The 18,956-nt window shown below is 35.3% G+C and carries 11 protein-coding genes; 6 read left to right on the top strand and 5 right to left on the bottom strand.

What is annotated here, in order from left to right:
* Positions 1-41: 41 nt before the first annotated feature.
* Positions 42-254 carry a hypothetical protein gene (locus tag AC2A1G_RS04815; RefSeq protein WP_484045806.1) on the bottom strand — a complete coding sequence of 71 codons (213 nt, stop codon included), beginning with the start codon at positions 252-254 and terminating at the stop codon, positions 42-44.
* A gap of 380 nt (positions 255-634) precedes the next feature.
* Here AC2A1G_RS04815 and AC2A1G_RS04810 point away from each other — a divergent pair, with 380 nt between their 5' ends.
* Complete coding sequence (locus AC2A1G_RS04810; protein WP_484045805.1) at positions 635-1,507, top strand: hypothetical protein; 873 nt, start codon at positions 635-637, stop codon at positions 1,505-1,507.
* Positions 1,508-1,566: 59 nt separating this feature from the next.
* Here AC2A1G_RS04810 and AC2A1G_RS04805 read toward each other — a convergent pair whose 3' ends face one another.
* Positions 1,567-1,860, bottom strand: coding sequence for a helix-turn-helix domain-containing protein (locus AC2A1G_RS04805; RefSeq protein ID WP_484045804.1), 294 nt, complete (start codon positions 1,858-1,860; stop codon positions 1,567-1,569).
* A 439-nt stretch (positions 1,861-2,299) separates the two neighbouring features.
* Here AC2A1G_RS04805 and AC2A1G_RS04800 point away from each other — a divergent pair, with 439 nt between their 5' ends.
* The 4 genes from AC2A1G_RS04800 to AC2A1G_RS04785 all read left to right on the top strand — a co-directional run bounded on the left by AC2A1G_RS04800 (position 2,300) and on the right by AC2A1G_RS04785 (position 11,636).
* The gene (locus AC2A1G_RS04800; protein ID WP_484045803.1) at positions 2,300-7,339 is read left to right on the top strand and encodes a translocation/assembly module TamB domain-containing protein; all 5,040 of its coding nucleotides are present in this window, start codon (positions 2,300-2,302) and stop codon (positions 7,337-7,339) included.
* A 44-nt stretch (positions 7,340-7,383) separates the two neighbouring features.
* Positions 7,384-7,875 (top strand): hypothetical protein, encoded by a 492-nt coding sequence (locus AC2A1G_RS04795; protein WP_484045802.1) that lies wholly within the window; start codon positions 7,384-7,386, stop codon positions 7,873-7,875.
* Between the two features lie 67 nt (positions 7,876-7,942).
* Positions 7,943-10,288 carry a translocation and assembly module lipoprotein TamL gene (gene tamL, locus AC2A1G_RS04790; protein ID WP_484045801.1) on the top strand — a complete coding sequence of 782 codons (2,346 nt, stop codon included), beginning with the start codon at positions 7,943-7,945 and terminating at the stop codon, positions 10,286-10,288.
* A gap of 415 nt (positions 10,289-10,703) precedes the next feature.
* On the top strand, positions 10,704-11,636 hold the full coding sequence (locus AC2A1G_RS04785) for a YihY/virulence factor BrkB family protein (protein WP_484045800.1): 933 nt from the start codon (positions 10,704-10,706) through the stop codon (positions 11,634-11,636).
* 41 nt (positions 11,637-11,677) lie between these two features.
* Here the strand turns inward: AC2A1G_RS04785 and argS are convergent, their stop codons facing one another.
* The 3 genes from argS to AC2A1G_RS04770 all read right to left on the bottom strand — a co-directional run bounded on the left by argS (position 11,678) and on the right by AC2A1G_RS04770 (position 18,161).
* Positions 11,678-13,438, bottom strand: coding sequence for an arginine--tRNA ligase (argS, locus tag AC2A1G_RS04780; RefSeq protein WP_484045799.1), 1,761 nt, complete (start codon positions 13,436-13,438; stop codon positions 11,678-11,680).
* An 83-nt stretch (positions 13,439-13,521) separates the two neighbouring features.
* A complete protein-coding gene (locus AC2A1G_RS04775) occupies positions 13,522-15,159 on the bottom strand; it encodes a SusD/RagB family nutrient-binding outer membrane lipoprotein (RefSeq protein ID WP_484045798.1) in 1,638 nt (545 codons plus the stop codon).
* Positions 15,160-15,167: 8 nt separating this feature from the next.
* Entirely contained in the window at positions 15,168-18,161 is a 2,994-nt protein-coding gene (locus AC2A1G_RS04770; RefSeq protein WP_484045797.1) for a SusC/RagA family TonB-linked outer membrane protein, read from the bottom strand.
* A gap of 207 nt (positions 18,162-18,368) precedes the next feature.
* On the opposite strand from AC2A1G_RS04770, the gene AC2A1G_RS04765 reads away from it, so the two are divergent.
* Positions 18,369-18,953: a ribonuclease HII gene (locus tag AC2A1G_RS04765; RefSeq protein ID WP_484045796.1), complete on the top strand. Its 585-nt coding sequence runs from the start codon at positions 18,369-18,371 to the stop codon at positions 18,951-18,953.
* Positions 18,954-18,956 lie beyond the last annotated feature (3 nt).

Genomic DNA, 18,956 nt, shown 5'->3' with positions numbered 1-18,956 from the left:
AGTAAAAAGGACAGATTTGTACAATCTGTCCTTAGTAATTATTATGGATTTGTAAAAGGAGGAGGAGTTTGTCCTGTATCTCCTGTCGTTCCTCCCCCACTGCCTGGTCCATCCGGATCTACACCCTCTCCCGGATCTGTTCCGCCGCCGGGATTGGTGATTTGAGTAGTTGTCTGTCCGTTATTGTTACATGATGAGCCTGAGTTATGATTTCCAAATGCTAAGCCTAATAGCACTAAAATAAATTGTATCATTTTTTCAAAAAATTTAAATGTTAAAGCATTCGTGCTCTTCCCTGCGAAGCAGATCGCAGATAGTATTCACGTTTAAAAAAATTGAAGCGCTTCTTAAATTTTTTGGGAAGTAAACCATCAAAAACGGAAGAGAAACATCTGCTTCCCAACCCGGAGTTTTCTTCCGTTTTATCAGGTGAGTTTAGAAATCAGTTTTGTAAATTTGTTTTTGTAATGTTTTGTTTTTCACTAATCTCTGATGCAAAGATGCAGTAGATAACAAAGGAAGGGTTAGAAAGTTTTTGGAAAGTTTTTGGAAAGTTTTTCAATTAAATCTTTATGGAAAACCGTAAGGTGATAAATATAAATTTTTATAACTTTCACGCTAATAACCAACAACCATGTCAAAATTTTTACCCGAGAGAAAAAAACTATTGGAGGATGTATATGAAAAAGCCTCTAAGGCAACTCCTGAGACTTCATTTAGCGGAATTTTAAAAAATCTTGAAATTGTTTTACGCGATGAATACAAAATTACATTAAGCTATAAAACATTCGAAAACTACTATAAGGCAATTGTTAAAGAAGAAGGTGATTATCATACAAAAACGTCAGTATTGGATGATTTAAGCAAGTATTTAGGCTTCGACAGCTTTAGTGATTACTGTTCCGGTTGGAAAAGTTTTGAATACAAAATAACTCAAGCGTTGTCTAATTTGGCAATAACAGTCATTAATAAACCAATTATTAAAATGCCAGATTTCTTAGCCAAACAAAGCAACATGGGAATTATTGGGGTTTTACTTATAGTGGGTTTTTTTGGAGGAAACTACATAAATAAAAATCAAACTGCTGAAAAAGCCGACATTCCATTAAATCTTACAGATACATCTACTTTTCGAAGCAAACCAGCAGATGAAAAAGGCGAAAAAATGAGAGAACAGACTCCAAAGACTCAGATTGTAAGAATTTTAGGAACTACAGATGGCTCCACTTTAGAAACACCTCAATGCATGTATTGGAATGGCAAAGAATATATTGCTGAAGTTTGCAATTCTACAAAAAACGGGCTTATTGCACTTGATTTGAAAATCTTAGAAAATTTAAAAAAGATTACTTCTCCGGATACAATTACAGAAAAATCTTTAGGTAAGGTTTGGTATTCAAAACTGGACAACAATGTAGAATTTTTCACTTATGATGGGAAAAATCCTGAGAATGGTAAAGAATTAAAGAAATTAACAAAATATATGTTTGAAAAATATGCCCGATAGTTTTGAATAATTGTTTAGAAAAAATTTGCCATCTATTTTTCTAAAATGACATTTTTAAACTAAAGATATTCTTTTGGAATCTCAATCTTATTCATCTTCATGTAGTGGAGCAAATCCTTATATTTTTCTTCGTACTCATCATTTCCACACTTGTGCGAAATACTGCAGATATCTGAAGGCTTAATCTCCAAAATCCCGGAAATTTTTGTCAGAATTTCGATGTTCATTTTTACTTTAGAATTTTCGATGTCTGAATAGGCTTTCTGAGAAATACCCATTTCAAACGCCATGTATTCTTGGGTGTAATCTTTCTCTCGTCGTATTTTTCTGATGCTTTGTCCACAAATTTTCATGTGTTTTTATTTTAGAAGTTTTGGATATGTTTTAGAAGATTGCCGAATAGCTTAGAACAAAGGTAGTCAATACCTTTATCAAAAGATTATTACCCAATATGATATTTATGGTTTAAATCTAAAAATCAGTCTTCCAATACTTAATAGATATGGAGAAGCAAAAATTTAATTATGATAATCCTATGTTGTACCAGTGCTGTAATTTGCTTTCGTTTGTAAATTTTACAACTATTTCAAAATTAAACAAATGAAAAGAAGGCTTTTTGAACAAAACATCCTGACTTTGACAGTCACAGCCCAAACTATTCACTTGATTTTGACCTAAAACAGATACCACACAGATAGCCGGAGCAGGATTTATATTTACAATGGCGTAATCATTGCAGTAGGATTTAACATACCATCTTAAGGACTAATAAACCTACTAAAAACGCCACTTTTGACACTAAAAATAAACTATCGGAAGCTCTTCAAGCGTATCGGAATATTCATTATTTCGATTATTTTGCTGATCACAATTCTCCTCCTCAGTCTGCGTCTCCCAGCAGTTCAAAACTACATTAAAGACAAACTTATTGTTTATCTTGAGAAAAAAATCAAAACAAAAGTAAGTCTGGATAAAGTTTATGTTGGTTTTCCCAATAGTTTGGTCATTGAAAATCTTTATCTAAAAGGGCAAAACATCGACACCCTTTTAGCAGTAAGAAAATTTGATGTGGGATTGGATATGTGGAAACTGATAAAATCTAAGGCCGATATTACTTCCGTTGATCTCGAGGGTGTCCGCGCAAATGTAGTCAGAGATCCTAAAGGAAATTTTAATTTTGATTACGTAATTGATGCTTTTGCGACTTCTGATAAAGAGCAGGAGCAGAAACCTTCAAAACCTTTTATTATTTCTTTAGATAAAATCAGACTGAAAGATATTGGCGTCACTTTCAATGATCAACAGTCTAAAAATGATATCAAAGTTTATTTCAGTTCATTTGATACAAGGGTTAAAACGTTTGATCTTCAAAACAATAATTATGCAGTCAACGATATTAATCTGGATGGATTAAAATTAAAACTGAAACAGGATCTGGTAGAAGAAGTGGCCAAAAATGTAGAAGAAAAAGTAGATTCCCTGAACCAGAAAAAACCAATGAAACTGGGCTTGAAAGGAATTAAACTGACCAATTTCAATATCGATTACGGCGATGATAATTCCAAGACTTTTGCAAAAGTTTTATTTAAAGAATTAAGCACAAAAGTAAACAGCATCGACCTTGAAAATAACGATTACAATGTTGGAAATGTTTATCTGACCGGAGCAAACATCAACGCCAATCTATTTTTGCCAACAGAAAATGCCAATCCTAAAAAGGATGAGCAACCTGAAGTTTCTAAAGTTTCTACGAAGGAAAAAGCAATGAAAGTGATTTTAGGAAAACTGCTTTTGGATGATGTAAAAGTTGCTTACAACAACATGGCAGTCGCTCCTACCAGATCAGGAATGGATTTCAATCACCTGAATTTTGCCAAATTAAATCTTGATGTCCGCAATTTCAAAATGGTAAACAATGGTTTTGCCGGATCTGTAAAATCAGCAGAAATTCAGGAGGCGCAAGGTCTGAATGTTCAGAAATTCAATACTGATTTTGTGTACGGTGAAAAGCAGGCTTACCTGAAAAACCTTTATTTACAGACTCCGAAAACGATCTTGAGAGATGAAGTTGTTTTAAATTATAATTCGATTGAACAATTATCCTCCAATTTGGGAGCTGTACAGATTTCAGCCGATATCCGTGATTCTAAAATTGGATTTTCTGATATTTTAAACATCGTTCCGACTTTAAGAAATACCGCTCCATTCAATAAATACCCAAATGCAATTTTAAACGTAAACGCTTTTGTGAGAGGAACCGTTAATGATCTGTCGATTCAGAATTTAAAAGTTTCAGGTTTGGATCAGTTAAAAGTTATTGCTTCAGGAAAAATCAAAAATGCAATGAATCCAGACCAGTTGTATTACGACTTGAATGTTACGGAATTATCTACTGCGTCAAAAACCATTTATAATTTAGTTCCGAAAAACACGATTCCAAACAATATTACCTTGCCGTCTTTTTTTACGATTCGCGGTACTGCAAAAGGAACGACACAGGTGGTAGACACCAATTTACGTCTGACTTCCACATTAGGAAATGCTGCAATTATTGCAAAAGCAGATTTAAGAAGAAAAAACAGAGAAACATTTGATGTAAAAGCCAATCTTCAAAGTTTACAGATCGGAAAACTTATTCAAAATAAAGATTTAGGTAGCATCACAGCACAAATCAATGCAAAAGGACAGGGTTTTGATCCTAAAACGATGTCTGCAAACCTTTCAGGCGACGTGAGATCGGCGACTTATAACGGTTATACTTATCAGAACATGAATCTGAAAGGGAAAATCAACCGTGGTGCTTACGATATCGACCTCAATTCTAAAGATCCGAATGCCAATCTGCATCTTGCGGCTTCAGGAGTTTTCAATGACAATCCGACAGTGAAAGTGAATGGAAACATCAATAAATTAGATTTAAACAAACTCGGATTTTACAGCTCGCCAATGATTATTGCAGGAGCGATTGACGGTGATTTTAAAACCTTAGATCCGGACAACCTGAATGGATATTTAAATTTAAAAAACTTTGCTATTTCAGATACGAAAGAAGTTTATCCGCTTCAGGAAATTAATTTAAATGCAGTTTCGACGGCAGATTCTACTTTAATTAAATTTAATTCTCAGATCGCAGATGTTGAACTCAACGGAAAATACAAACTGACGCAGATTTTTGGAGCATTAACGCAGACCATCAATCAATATTATCAGTTTCAAAAACCTTCAACCGCTCAGAAAGTTGATGCCGGACAGTTTTTCACTTTTAATGCTAAAATTAAAAATGATGATCTGATCAGAAAATTTGTTCCTGAACTGAAAAGTTTTGAAACCATCAACATCAACGGAAATTATAATGCAGATTCCCAGCAAATCCTTTTGGATGCACAGATTCCGCAGGTTTTGTATGGGACAAATACTTTAGAAAATACGAGTTTAAAAATTACCAACGAAAATCAGGCATTACAATATGATTTGAGTGTTGCCTCATTGGCAAGTGAAAGTTTTGCCTTGAAAAAAGTCAATATCAATGGTGATGTTGCTGAAAATGTAATCAATTACAACATTACGACGAAAGATGATAAGGATGCGACGCAATTTCTGATTGCCGGAAATGCCAAGTCGATGAACGACATTACCGAGATTTCATTGAATCCAAATGGTCTGAAACTGAATTACATGGATTGGACGGTTGCCGAAAACAACAAAATCTCGATTTTCACTCAGGGAATTGTTGCCGATAATTTCACGCTTTCCAATTCAGGCGCTGAAATTTCTTTGCAGTCTGAAAGCAGTTCTCCGACAAGTCCTTTGAATGTTTCCCTGAAAAATTTTAAAATTGAAACCATCACGGAGATCATTAAAAAAGATTCTCTTTTAGCTAAAGGAACGATTAACGGTACGGCTCAGTTGAGAGATTTAACCAAAAATATGACCTTCACTTCGGATATTGATGTGACTGATCTGTTTGTCTTTGGAAGTCCGGTCGGTAATTTAGATATAAAAGTCAATAACCAGTCTGCGAACCTTCTGAACGCTGATATCGCACTTTCGGGGAACAGCAATGATGTGAAAATTTTAGGAAATTACAACACTTCGTCGAGCACATTTGATCTGGATTTAAATATGAATCAGCTTCAGATGAAAACATTGCAGGGTTTCACAGCAAATGCAATTACGAATACGGAAGGTTATCTTTCCGGAGATTTGAAAATTACGGGAACTACCACTGCTCCGAAGATTTTGGGCGATATTAAAATGAATAACGTCGGAATGATGATTTCCCAGACAGGAAGTGATTTCAGAGGAATTAACGATAAAATAGGATTTACCAACCGGGGAATTGAGTTTGATGATTTCAAAATCAAAGATAAGGACGGAAATGCTTTAAATATCGACGGACAGGTTCTGACGAAAACGTACAGAGATTTTGCCTTCAACCTTGATCTGGATGCGAAAGATTTCAAAGTAGTAAATTCAGAAAAGTCAAACGACGCTTTACTGTATGGAATTCTATCGATTGATGCAGCATTGAAAGTAAGAGGAAATTTAGATTTACCAAAAGTAGACGGAAGACTGGCCGTTTCAAAAACGACAGATTTCACATTTGTACTTCCGCAATCATCTCCTTCATTACAGGAAAGAGACGGAATTGTAGAATTTATTGATCAGGATCAGATTGCATTAAATAAAACCATTTCGGCAGATTCTATCAAAGCTGAAAGTCCGATAAAAGGTTTGGATGTTAATGTAAATATTGAGCTCAGCAAAGAAGCAAAAATGTCGATTGTTATTGACAAAGCGGCAGGAGATTTTGTAAAACTTCAGGGAGAAGCTGACCTTACAGGTGGTATCGATCCATCAGGAAAAGTGACTTTGGTCGGTGTTTATTCTGTTGAACAGGGTAGCTACGAAATGTCGGTAAGTGTTCTGAAAAGAAAATTTGACATTCAGAAAGGAAGTACAATCACATGGACTGGCGAACCGACAACGGCAAACCTCGACATCACAGCAATTTATAAAACACAGACCGCACCGATTGATTTGGTTGAACAGCAGGTCAATCAGGATGAGCTGAATCAGTACAAACAGAGAATTCCATTCAACACTTTGCTGATTTTGAAAGGAGAACTTATGAAACCAGTAATTTCATTTGATATTACTACAGACGAAAAAAACAATGCTGTTTCTTCTCAGGTAACCGAAACAATTGATGGAAAATTGGCTCAATTGAGACAGGATGAGAATGAAATGAACAAGCAGGTTTTTGCTTTGCTTTTACTGAACAGATTTATCGGGGAAAATCCGTTCCAAAGCAATTCCGGAGTTTCTGCGGAGACGATGGCGAGACAGAGTGTGAGTAAAATACTTTCTCAGCAGCTGAATAATTTAGCGGGAGATTTAATTAAAGGAGTCGATCTGAATTTTGATCTGGAATCAACCGAAGACTACTCTACAGGAACACAAAATACCAGAACCGACCTGAATGTTGGTTTAAGTAAAAGATTATTGAATGACAGACTGAAAGTTTCTGTAGGAAGTAATTTCGGTGTGGAAGGCGAAGCGAGACCTGATGAAAATACAACCAATATTGCCGGAGATGTACAGATAGATTACGCTCTTTCAAGAGACGGAAGATATACGCTGCGAGCTTACCGTAAAAACGAATATCAGGTGGCGTTGCAAGGGCAAATCGTGGAAACAGGACTTGGCTTTGTAATTACTTTAGATTATGATAAATTCAGGGATATTTTCAGAAAATCGAGAAATAACCGTAATCGTGAAGGCGTTCAGAATAAAAGAAATAAGGATAAGGAAGTCGTAGAATTCAAATAATGTGTTATGAGAAGGATGTTTCAACTAAATAGAACATACGAGTAATGACAACGGAAGAAATTATAGAGGATATTACTTCGAAAGATAATCATAAAGTTTGGAGATCGGCTTGCGAAATAATTGATATAGGCCAAAATCACGGAAAAATTGAATCTTTAATCGAGTTTTTACCATCAATAATTAAAAAAACCAATAATCTAAGTCTTGGAGGAATGTTTGCTTCAAATCAAAGGTTCGTTGACTTTGCAATTAAAACTATTGAGTTTCACAGATTCAAACTGGAATGTTACTGTGGTTTATATAGTGAAAAGTATCTACTAACAAATGATGTTGTGAAAAGAGAATTACAGTACGACTGTTTTAATCCTAATAAAGAACTTGAAAAAGGAAATATCAGTATTTTAGACACTATTTTGATAGAAAGTAAATGGATAGATTATTACATAGTTGAGTGTACAAAATGTAAGGAAATTTACAAAGTTGAGGAAAGAGAAGGGCATTATACTTTCTGGAATTGGAGCAAAATTAGCTTTTAAAGTTTTTCATTCAACAATTAAATAACTGGAAAAGGATAATTCCATTAACAAAAATCTAAATCTAAACATGAAGATCAATATAACTACCTATTATAAATATTTTTTCGCTTCTGCAATGACTGCGACGATTATCTCCTGCAGCAACACAAAATTTCTAAAAGACGGCCAGCTTCTTTACACGGGAGCAGAAGTAAAAGTAGAAAGTGATTCTTTAACCAAGAAAGAAAAATCCGCACTGCAATCAGCTTTGGAAGAAAATCTTACGCCAAAACCGAACTCTTCATTCTTGGGTTTAAGACCAAAACTGTACGCTTACAATGCGACCAAAGAACCGAAGAAAGAAAAAGGTTTGAGATATTGGCTGAAATATAAATTTGGGGAAGAACCTGTTTTGCTCGGCGATGTTGACAGAGAATTCAATAAAGATATTATCGTCAATTATTCTGAAAACAAAGGATATTTCAATGCTAAAGCGAAATACGATACCGTTTCAAAAAATAAAAAAGCTCAGGTCATTTACACGTTGAATCCTGGCGGAAGATACTTAATCAGCAATGTGAAATTTCCTGCAGATTCCAGTTTAATCAATCAGGAAATTCAGATTTTAAAAGATAAATCATTACTGAAAGCCGGAAATCCTTTTGACCTCGACGTGATTAAAGCAGAAAGACAAAGAATTGATGACGGACTGAAAGACAAAGGTTTCTACTATTTTAATCCCGACAACATCATCGTTCAGGCAGACAGCACCGTCAGCAAAGATCATAAAGTGGAAATGATTGTCAAGTTAAAGGACAACACACCAAAACTGGCGACAGAGCAGTTTACCATTGATAAAGTGGTGGTTTTCCCAAATTATAATCTTCGTGATGCCAAAAACGGACTGTACAATATCCCGATGAGCGAAGATTCTCTTAAAGGCTACGAATACAACGATATTTATGTCGTTGATCCCAAGAAGAAATTCAAACCAAGAATGTTTGACCGTGCGTTGTATTTTGACAAAGGCGATATTTACAACAGAAAAGACCACAATTTATCACTGAACAGACTCATCAGTTTAGGGGTTTTTAAATTTGTAAAAAATGAATTTGTGGTTTCAGATTCTTTGAATCATAAATTCGATGCCTACTATATTTTAACGCCGAGAGAACTTCAGTCTTTGCGTCTGGAAGCTTTAGGAAGAACCAACTCCGCCAATTATGCAGGAAGTGAATTAAATCTAAACTGGACTCAAAGAAATTTTTTCCGAGGAGCAGAACAGTTTAAAGCCTCTGTGTATGGTGCTTTTGACGTCCAGATTGGTGGCCCTGCAGATGCAGAAAATATTTTCAGAGCAGGAGCCAATGCACAGTTATCGATTCCTAGAATTGTGGCACCGTTTCGTTTTAATTCATCAAGTGCTTTTGTCCCAAGAACGAATATTAAATTGGGATATGAGTTTCAGAACAGAACCACTTTATACACATTAAATACTTTTAATGCGACATTCGGATATCAGTGGAAAGAAAATGTAAGAAAAGAGCATGAGCTTAATGTAATTGATGTTTCATTGATCGACCCTGCGAATGTTACCCCAAAATTTGATGAAAGAGCTAAAAACAATCCATATCTGCAGAGAATCACAGACCAACAGCTAATTTTCGGACCGACGTATTCTTATACCTACTCCACCACAATGCTTCCTCAGAAAAATACATTCTATTATAAAGGGATGCTCGATTTGGCGGGAAACATTACCGGATTAATCACCGGTGCAAACGAAAAGGAAGGAAAACAAAAAAATATTTTTGGAGTTCCTTTCAGCCAATATGCTAAGATTGAAAATGATGTCCGTTTCTATCACAAATTTACCGAAAAGACATCACTCGCAACACGTTTGATTGCAGGCGTTGCGCTTCCTTATGGAAATTCAAAGTACATTCCTTTTTCAAGACAGTTTTTTGTGGGGGGTAGTAACAGTATCAGGGCTTTCAGAGCAAGAACTTTAGGCCCCGGGAGCTACGATCCGAGAACACAGGAAGGTAATTTTGTATTTGATCAGGCAGGTGATGTTAAACTGGAATTAAATGCAGAATACAGAGCCAATTTATACAAATTTTTAAATGTAGCCGCGTTTGTGGATGCCGGAAATATCTGGTTAATAAACGATGAGTTTAATGAAGCTGGAGAAAACACAAGACCTGGCGGAAAATTTTCCAAAGAATTTTTAAGTGAAGTTGCTGTTGGAGCCGGTGTTGGTTTAAGACTAGACTTTTCAATTTTAATTTTAAGACTAGATTTAGCAATGCCTTTGCGAGTGCCTTACTACGAAAAAAGTGACAGATGGGTTCTTGACAGAATCAATTTTGGAGATTCCGGCTGGAGAAGAGATAATTTAATTTTAAATATTGCTATTGGATATCCATTCTAGGAAGCTTTTGGCTGATGGTAATTCGCTCTTGGCTTTTGATTGTATCACATTTCAATGAATTACAAAATAAAATATTAGTAGAAACGGGCTTTAGTCCGTTTTTTTTTGTTTAAAAATTCCGGAGGCTTTAGCTGAGAATTATATTTTCTATGTCTACCCGATTTATTCTCAAACATCAATCGATATAGTGGAATTGCAGGGTATTTAATCCTGATTTGCCGGAAAAAATTAATTTAAAGATTCTGTAAAACGACATTGTAGATTTTGCCATCTAATATTTCTCACTCATACAAATTATCGAACGAAATTTGTGACAATTTCCTTTAAGGAATAGTCTTTGCGTTACTTATAACAATCAATTTTTCCTTTCGAAAATAGAGATTTAAACCAAATCACACTTTTAAATATTTCAACTATGCTAAAAGAATTAAAATTTTTCTGGGAAACCGTCAAAGAAACATTTACCGAATACAACAGTTCATCTGCCTCCAATGATTCAGCGAGCCTGGCTTACTATGCTATTTTTTCCATTCCTGGATTGTTGATTATTATCATTTGGCTTGCCGGATATTTCTTTGGTGAAGATGCAATTCGCGGACAAATAAGCACTCAAATCAGCGGAATGATGGGTGCAGACGCGGCAAAAAGCGTGGAAGAAATGATTGCCGGTGCACTCATTGATAAAGAAAATATTTTTATGAAAATTGTCGGTATCGGTTCGTTGGTTTTTGGTGCAACAACATTATTCTTCCAGTTACAGCGATCATTAAATAATCTTTGGGATGTAGAAGCTGCGCCAAAAAAGGCCCTGGTGAAATTTTTACTGGATAGAGCCAACTCTTTAGGAATGATCCTTATTTTAGGCTTTTTGCTTGTGATCACTATGGTTTTGACTTTAGTAATCAGTATTTTAAATGATTTTATTGCCAGAACAATTGGTTTGGAAACATACTATATTATTGAAATAATCAACTTTGCAGTAGGTTTTGGAGTTACGACCCTCTTGTTTGCATTGATGTACAAAGTTTTGCCTGACGTAGAAATCAGCTGGAAATCTGTTTGGAAAGGGGCAATGTTGACTTCCGTTTTGTTTACTTTAGGGAAGTTTCTACTGAGTTTATACTTTAGTGAATTTAAACCAACTTCAGCATTTGGTACCGCTGGAACCATCATTTTGGTAATGCTTTGGATCAATTATTCCTGTCTGATGATTTTCTTCGGAGCTGAATTTACAAAGGTGTATACTTACAAAAAAGGTTACAGAATAGCGCCATCAAAACACGCCAAATGGAGCAGCGCAAAATTGTATAAAGACAGTCAGGTCAAAAATGAAACGCCTGCAGTATAAACATAAAAAAGCCTCTCAGAAATTTCTGAGAGGCTTTTGTTTTACATTCTGTTTACCGTTCCTATACCAAGAAGTGACAAAGATTTTTTTATAGTCAGCGCTGTGAGATTGGACAAATTCAAACGGAATTGTTTTAAATTTTCATCCTCAAGCTTCAAAATAATATTGCTCTGATAGAAGGAATTGTACGTTTTCACCAAATCATATAGATAATTTGCAACCAAAGCCGGACTTAATGATTCAGCAGCTCTTTCAACCACAGATTTATAATTTGTTAGTTGCATAATTAGTTCTTTTTCATGTTGATTTAGTTCTACTTCAGCAATTGGTTTGTTCATGTAGTTCGCCTTAATCAGCAGCGAATGAATGCGGGCGTAAGTATACAGAATAAATGGTCCCGTATTTCCATTAAAATCAATACTTTCTTCAGGATTGAAAAGCATTTTCTTCTTCGGATCGACTTTCAGCATGAAATATTTTAATGCTCCCATTCCAATATTTTCGTAGTTGATATTTTTCTCTTCCTCTGTAAAGTTTTCAAGTTTTCCAAGCTCTTCAGATTTAGATTTTGCAATATCAAACATATCCTGCATCAATTCATCTGCATCAACTACAGTTCCTTCACGCGATTTCATTTTCCCGTTCGGAAGTTCTACCATTCCATATGATAAATGGAATAACTGATCTGCCCATTCGTAACCGAGTTTCTTTAAAACTTTAAACAAGACCTGGAAGTGATAATCCTGCTCGTTTCCTACGGTGTAAATCAACTTCTGAAGATTGTTTTCTTTAAATCGTTCCACAGCTGTTCCCAAATCCTGAGTCATGTACACGGAAGTTCCGTCTGAACGAAGCAAAAGTTTTTGGTCTAAACCTTCATCCGTCAGATCACACCAAACCGAACCGTCTTCCTTCTGAAAGAGAACACCTCTGTCCAAACCTTCCTGAATAAGGTCTTTACCTAAAATATAGGTATTACTTTCATATTGAACCTGATCGAAATCTACCCCAAGTCTTTTGTAAGTTTCACCGAAACCTTTATAAACCCAAGAGTTCATTTCGTTCCAAAGATTTCTTACTTTTTCGTCTTCATTTTCCCAATCGAGAAGCATCTGTTGAGCTTCTTTCATCAGAGGCGCGTCTTTTTTAGCCTGATCTTCAGAAATACCCTGTTCAACTAATTCAGCAATTTCTTTTTTATATTCCTGATCAAATTTTACGTAGTAATTTCCTACAAACTTATCCCCTTTCACATGATCTGTTTCCGGAGTTTCTCCTTTCCCAAATCTCTCCCAAGCCAACATCGATTTACAGATATGAATTCCTCTGTCGTTAATAATCTGACTTTTGATCACATCATAACCGGCCTCCTCAAGAATCTGAGCCACAGAAAAACCTAATAAATTGTTTCTGACATGTCCTAAGTGAAGTGGTTTATTGGTATTTGGTGAAGAATATTCCACCATTACGGTTTCGTTTTTCTTTTCGATAGTTGAAAACTGTTCAGAAACGGTTGAAAACTGATCAACAAAAAACTGATTCTGAACTTTTACATTTAAAAATCCTTTTACGACGTTGAAACTTTCAAGCAATTCAGTCTGTTCAGTCAAAGCCTGTCCCAATTCAACACCAATACTTTCAGGGTTTTTCTTCAATTGCTTCACCAATGGAAAAGTAACAATGGTAAAATCGCCTTCAAACTCAGTTTTATTCTCCTGAATCTCCAGTTTTATATCTTTCAACTGATAGACATTAAGGATAACCTCTGCCAGTTTCTGTTCTATGATATCTTTAATATTCATTATTCTAATTTGAAGTACAAATATACGGAAATAAAAAAACCGCCCGAAGGCGGTCTATAGTATAATTTAAGCTTTGCTAAAAATTAGTTCTGATTCCAGAATGGAGTGTATTGGTTTTTAACGAATACATCTGCACTAGAAATATTTGGAACGTTCGCTGAGTTTGCAGCATATTCAGAGTTAGGATATACCAGTCTGTATGGTTTATTAGGATATTGAGCTGTAGTAGCCATTGGAGTAAAAGGATAACCAGTTCTATTATACTCAATAAACATTTCAGTAGGATTGATATTTGTAAGAGCAATCCATTTTTGAGTCATAATAGCTTCTATCTTCTGTGTATCTGTTCCAATCCATCCTAGTCCAACTTTAGTATTAGCATTAGTAATGTAAGTATTAACTTGAGAAGCAGTAGCTCCTAACCAAATTCCGTTTGCTGAAATAGAAGTATCAAATTTGGTTTTTGCATTAATAGTTGTGAAGATGGTAGGCCATCTAAGTGCGGCTTCTGCCTGTAGTAAATTACTTTCTGCTCTTGAAAATAATACGCCACCACGTAAATTATTTTGAGTAATTACCTGGGTCCACGTAGTGACAGCAGCGGCTCCGGAAAAATTACCTATTCCTAATTTTGACGTATTTACATTGGTTACAGGAACCCCTGGTTGCCCTGGTACATTTCCTTGTCTAACCCCTTTCAGACCAGTAAAAGCTGCACCAGTATAATCTACAGATGGTACTGCAGTAAACAATCTGGTTCTTCTAGGATCTTTAAGCCCTGTAAATTTAGTATAATTAGCATCATTTAATATTACATTTCCTTCCAAAGCATTTGCCATGTGCTCAGAAACCACAACAGTGGTATAATTCCCTACTTGTTGACCAGATGCATTTCTAGCCCAATTCAAAATGTAAGGATTCATCTGATCGTCATTATCCGCAGTATATCCCGGATTTACAGTAACTTCTTCATCAATAAATACAGCGTTGCTAAGACTTTGAAGTTTAGTATTTCGATAAACAGCTAAATCACCTGTTACCTTAGACATTCTTACAAGCATTCTTAATTTAATAGTATTAGACAATGCTTTCCATTTTGACATATTTCCTCCAAAAACAATATCAGACGTAGGTACCTCAGCAGGAGAATTAGGTAAATCAATCAGTGCATTAGCCTCTTCTAATTTCGTAATCAGACTTTTGTAGATATCTGCATCGTTATCATACTTAGGCGTAGTATTTTGCTGACCGAGAAATGCTTCGCTGTACGGAGCATCACCATACAAATCTACAATATACTGCATGTAATATGCTTTCATAATTTTGGCAATCGCAATATAGTAATCTTGCTTACGGTCTGCATTGCTAAACTTCTCTACCTGGTCAAAGTTAGCAATTCTTGGGTATAAGCCATTCCAGATTGCGCCATAAAATGTATTGTCTACACTTGCCAAACTAAATTCTCTTGAAAATGGACCAGCAATTGTATATGAATTTCCTGCCCAACTGTTCATCATAAGATTTCCAAACTGCATCATATTTCCAGCCTGAGTTCTGTATGCTGTACTTATAGCACCCGGAATCATAAGTTCAGGAGTAATTTTTTCTGCCTGAATTGCGTTCGGATTGTCATTCACATCCAGATACTCATTAGAGCAAGATGTTGCAGTGAAACATAGAGTGGCAGCCACTATTGTTCCAAAAAATTTATTATTTTTCATTTTTTTTTTTAAAAAGTTACATTAAGATTAAAACCATAGGTTCTCATACTTGGATACTGTCCCGTAACAGCAATCCCGGCAGCGTTTCCACTGGTATTAGCAGTTTCCGGATCGTTAAAGTTTCTGTTATCTTTAGCATAAATAAAGAATGGATTTCTTGCATACACACCCACTGTTAAAGAATTCACGAATGTATTTCTTAAAATTGATTTTGGTAAATCATAGGTTAATGCAATTTCTCTTACTTTTAAGGCAGTACCATCAACCACAAATTCTTCACCTACCGATGAATATGTTGCTGTTGTAAAGTAGTTCATCACACCAAAATAAGATCTGTCATTACCTACAGGTGTGGTATTGGCAACATACTGACCATTAACCAACTGCACAGAATTTGGAATTACATAACCTTGCGATCTGTCAAAATCTGCTGTTTTTTCCAAAGAACCTGTAGAACCTAAATTCTGTTTAGCTAAAGAAACAAAGCTGTTTCCTGTTCTGTAATCTGCAGTACCACTTAAAGTAATTCCTTTAAATTTAAATGAAGTACTAAAACCTAAAATATAATCCGGATTAACCTTTCCTAAAACTTCGAAAGTAGTTGTTGACAATGGATTACCGTTTGCGTTAACAATGATATTTCCATTTGGATCTCTTCTGTATTTAGTTCCTTTGATTACTGGGAAGCTCTCACCTTTTACGGCATAAATACCGAGGTTACCTGCAGTACTTAATACCACTTCATCAGCTCCCTCACTTAGTGATAAAATTTCCGTTTCATACGTTGAATAGGATCCTCTCATTTTCCATTCAAAATCTTTTGTTTTAATTGGTGTAAGTCCTAAATCTACTTCAAAACCTTGGTTTCTACTATTTCCAATATTATCCTGGAAATTAGTGATTCCAGAAGCAGAGGAGGTTGTGATTGTTGTAATAAAATTGTCAGTATCAGTTCTATATACTGACCCGTCTAAAGTAATCCTGTCTTTGAAGAAACCTAGCTGTAATGAAGCTTCTTTTGACTTAAAGAATTCAGGTTCGATATCCTGCGAATATATTACTGTAGCAGGTAAATAAGATGATGTTGAACCGAATGGAAAGCCTAAAGGAAAGTTACCTATTCTGTCTAAACCATAAGTAGGAATAGTAGAACTGTTTCCAACACGACTGTAGTTCAAGCTTACTTTAGCATAATTCAAAACATTCCCTTTAAGGCTCGCAAATGCTTTTGTAGGAATAAATGAAGCACCAAACGAGTAATATGGATATCCTTTATTGCTGAAAGGTAATTGAACACCCTCCGTAGTTACAGGATTAACACTTGTAGCTGAACTTTTCTCGTATCTAAAAGTAGAATTGAAAAATAAATAATCTTTATAAGCCAAATCTAAATTGGCGAACCAAGCAAATGATCTTGCTCTTGACTTATTATTATTAAGACTATAAAACTTATCAGGTTGTAAAACATTATTAATATGATACCATCCCGGAACCTGAAGATTTTCACCACCTACCTGAGAGGTTGATGAGGAACTATCCTGAATATTATGACCAACATTTAATTTGAAATTCAGATCATCTGTAAAATTATAATCAAAATTAGCCATTAAGTCGCCATAATATCTGAAACTAGAAGATACACTCTTATAGTAATTTGAAACGATAGGGTCTAGACCATAATCCGTCGGATGTGTTCCGTCAATTGGAGTTCCAGTACCATCATACTCCCTGTCAAAAGCAAAAGCATTTAAATGACTTTCCTGTATTGTAGAACCTGAAACGGCAGTTCCCGAGTAAGTAAATGAAATATTATCGTTTAGCTTATATTCCATATTAATCAATCCGGTAATTGTTCTGTCTTTGGTATCAGTTCTGTCATTATCAATCGTCCAATAAGGATTTACCTGATAGATACTATAACTTGCATCCGGAAGAGCATTTCTAAACTGTCTAACATCGACATTTGAAGACGTCTGTAGTAGCTGACCATAAAGATTAGAATTGGTATTGGATGTTTTCAGATCTAAATAATTAACGTTACCATCAATTCTAAATTTACCTAACTGTTTACCAGCTTTAAAAATGAAGTTGTTTCTTTTTAAATTATCTTTTTCTACTACAAAATCATTCTCTGCTCTGTTTACAGATAAGAAAACATAAGAGTCAGATCCTCCAGCTGTAACAGATACACCATTCTGCATCAAAACCCCAGTTCTAAAGAAATTTGACATACCATCTTCTTTATAACTAAAAGTTTCTCTTAACCATGTATTATCTGCCGCAGGCATACCCACTAACAATGACTGACCGCCTAAAGCTGATGAATAAGCAGGTCCCCAGTTTGTATTTTCATAAGGAGTCCAGTTTGCCCCTCCATAGTCTGTTAAATCAAAAGTATCCCCAGGATAACCTTGCCCATAGATTTTTTGTCTAATAGGCATTTTGAAGACTTTTGAGAAATCGATAGAGCTGGTAAGAACGAATTGTAATTTTTCGGACTTAGTTCCTCTTTTTGTAGTCACTACAATAACACCATTGCTACCTCTCTCACCATATATGGCAGCCCCCTGCATACCTTTGATAATGTTCATATTATCAATAATTTCAGGTGGAATATTTTGTAAGATTCCTAAGGTAGATATTACACCATCAATTACAACCAATGCCTGATTGTTTCCTGAGATTGATCTCGGCCCCCTCAAAACAACTCTTGTTGTAGGATTAACAGAGTTATTCGTTGTATTAATTTGTAAGCCAGAAACTTTACCTGTCAAGGCCTGAACTGCATTCGGGTTGTTTGCCTGAGTAATTTCTGCGCTGTTTACTACCTGGTTAGTAGATGTTACCGCATCTTGTCTTTTCTTTAAACCTAAAGCTCCAGTTACTATTACTTCACGGATGTCCTGAGTTTTAATAGAATCACCAGGTGTTTCCTGAGCACTTACCATCGCAAAGGATGATGTAAGAACTACCGCCAAAACACTAGTAGTTAATTTCTTCATATTTAAATTGATTATTTTTTACTAAATGCAAATATGTGAAACTTTCTTAAATTAAACAAATGTTTTGTTAAAAATATTTAACACAACGTGCAGATATTATAATAATTACAAAATTTTTACAAATGTATAAGTATAAACAGAGCTTTTTTATGATTTCAATAATAAAGAATTTGCTCTTATATTTGCACATATTTTTCAGTTTAAAAAATGAATCAGTTAATTAAAAAATACTCTGAATATATTGAAGCCGGATGTGATGAAGTGGGAAGAGGCTGCCTGTGCGGTCCGGTAGTAGCTGCAGCTGTGATTATAGATGAAACTTTTGAGCAGCATTTAATTGATGATTCTAAAAAACTTAATTTTAAAACAAGAATCGAGCTTGACTCTTATATAAAAGACCATGTGAAAAGCTATGCTATTCACGAACTTCCTCCATCCTATATTGATGAGTATAATATTCTGAATGCCAGTATTCATGCTATGCACGGCGCTTTGGATAAACTGAGTATCCGCCCTGAATTTATTCTTGTAGACGGTAATAAATTTCACCCTTACAATTTTATCCCCCACCAATGCATTATAAAAGGAGATTCTAAAATCCTGGCAATTGCAGCCGCTTCAATATTAGCAAAAAACTACCGGGATCTTTTAATGATGCAACTTCACGAAGAATTTCCGGAATATGGATGGAATACCAATTTTGGATATGCCACCAAACATCATCAGCAAGCGCTCATAAAGCACGGTCCCACTCTACACCACCGAAAATCTTTCAGATTGAAATATGATTAAACT

This window comes from Chryseobacterium sp. HNCC26DJ240 (genome assembly GCF_057180485.1).
This window is presented reverse-complemented; position numbering and strand designations above follow the sequence as displayed.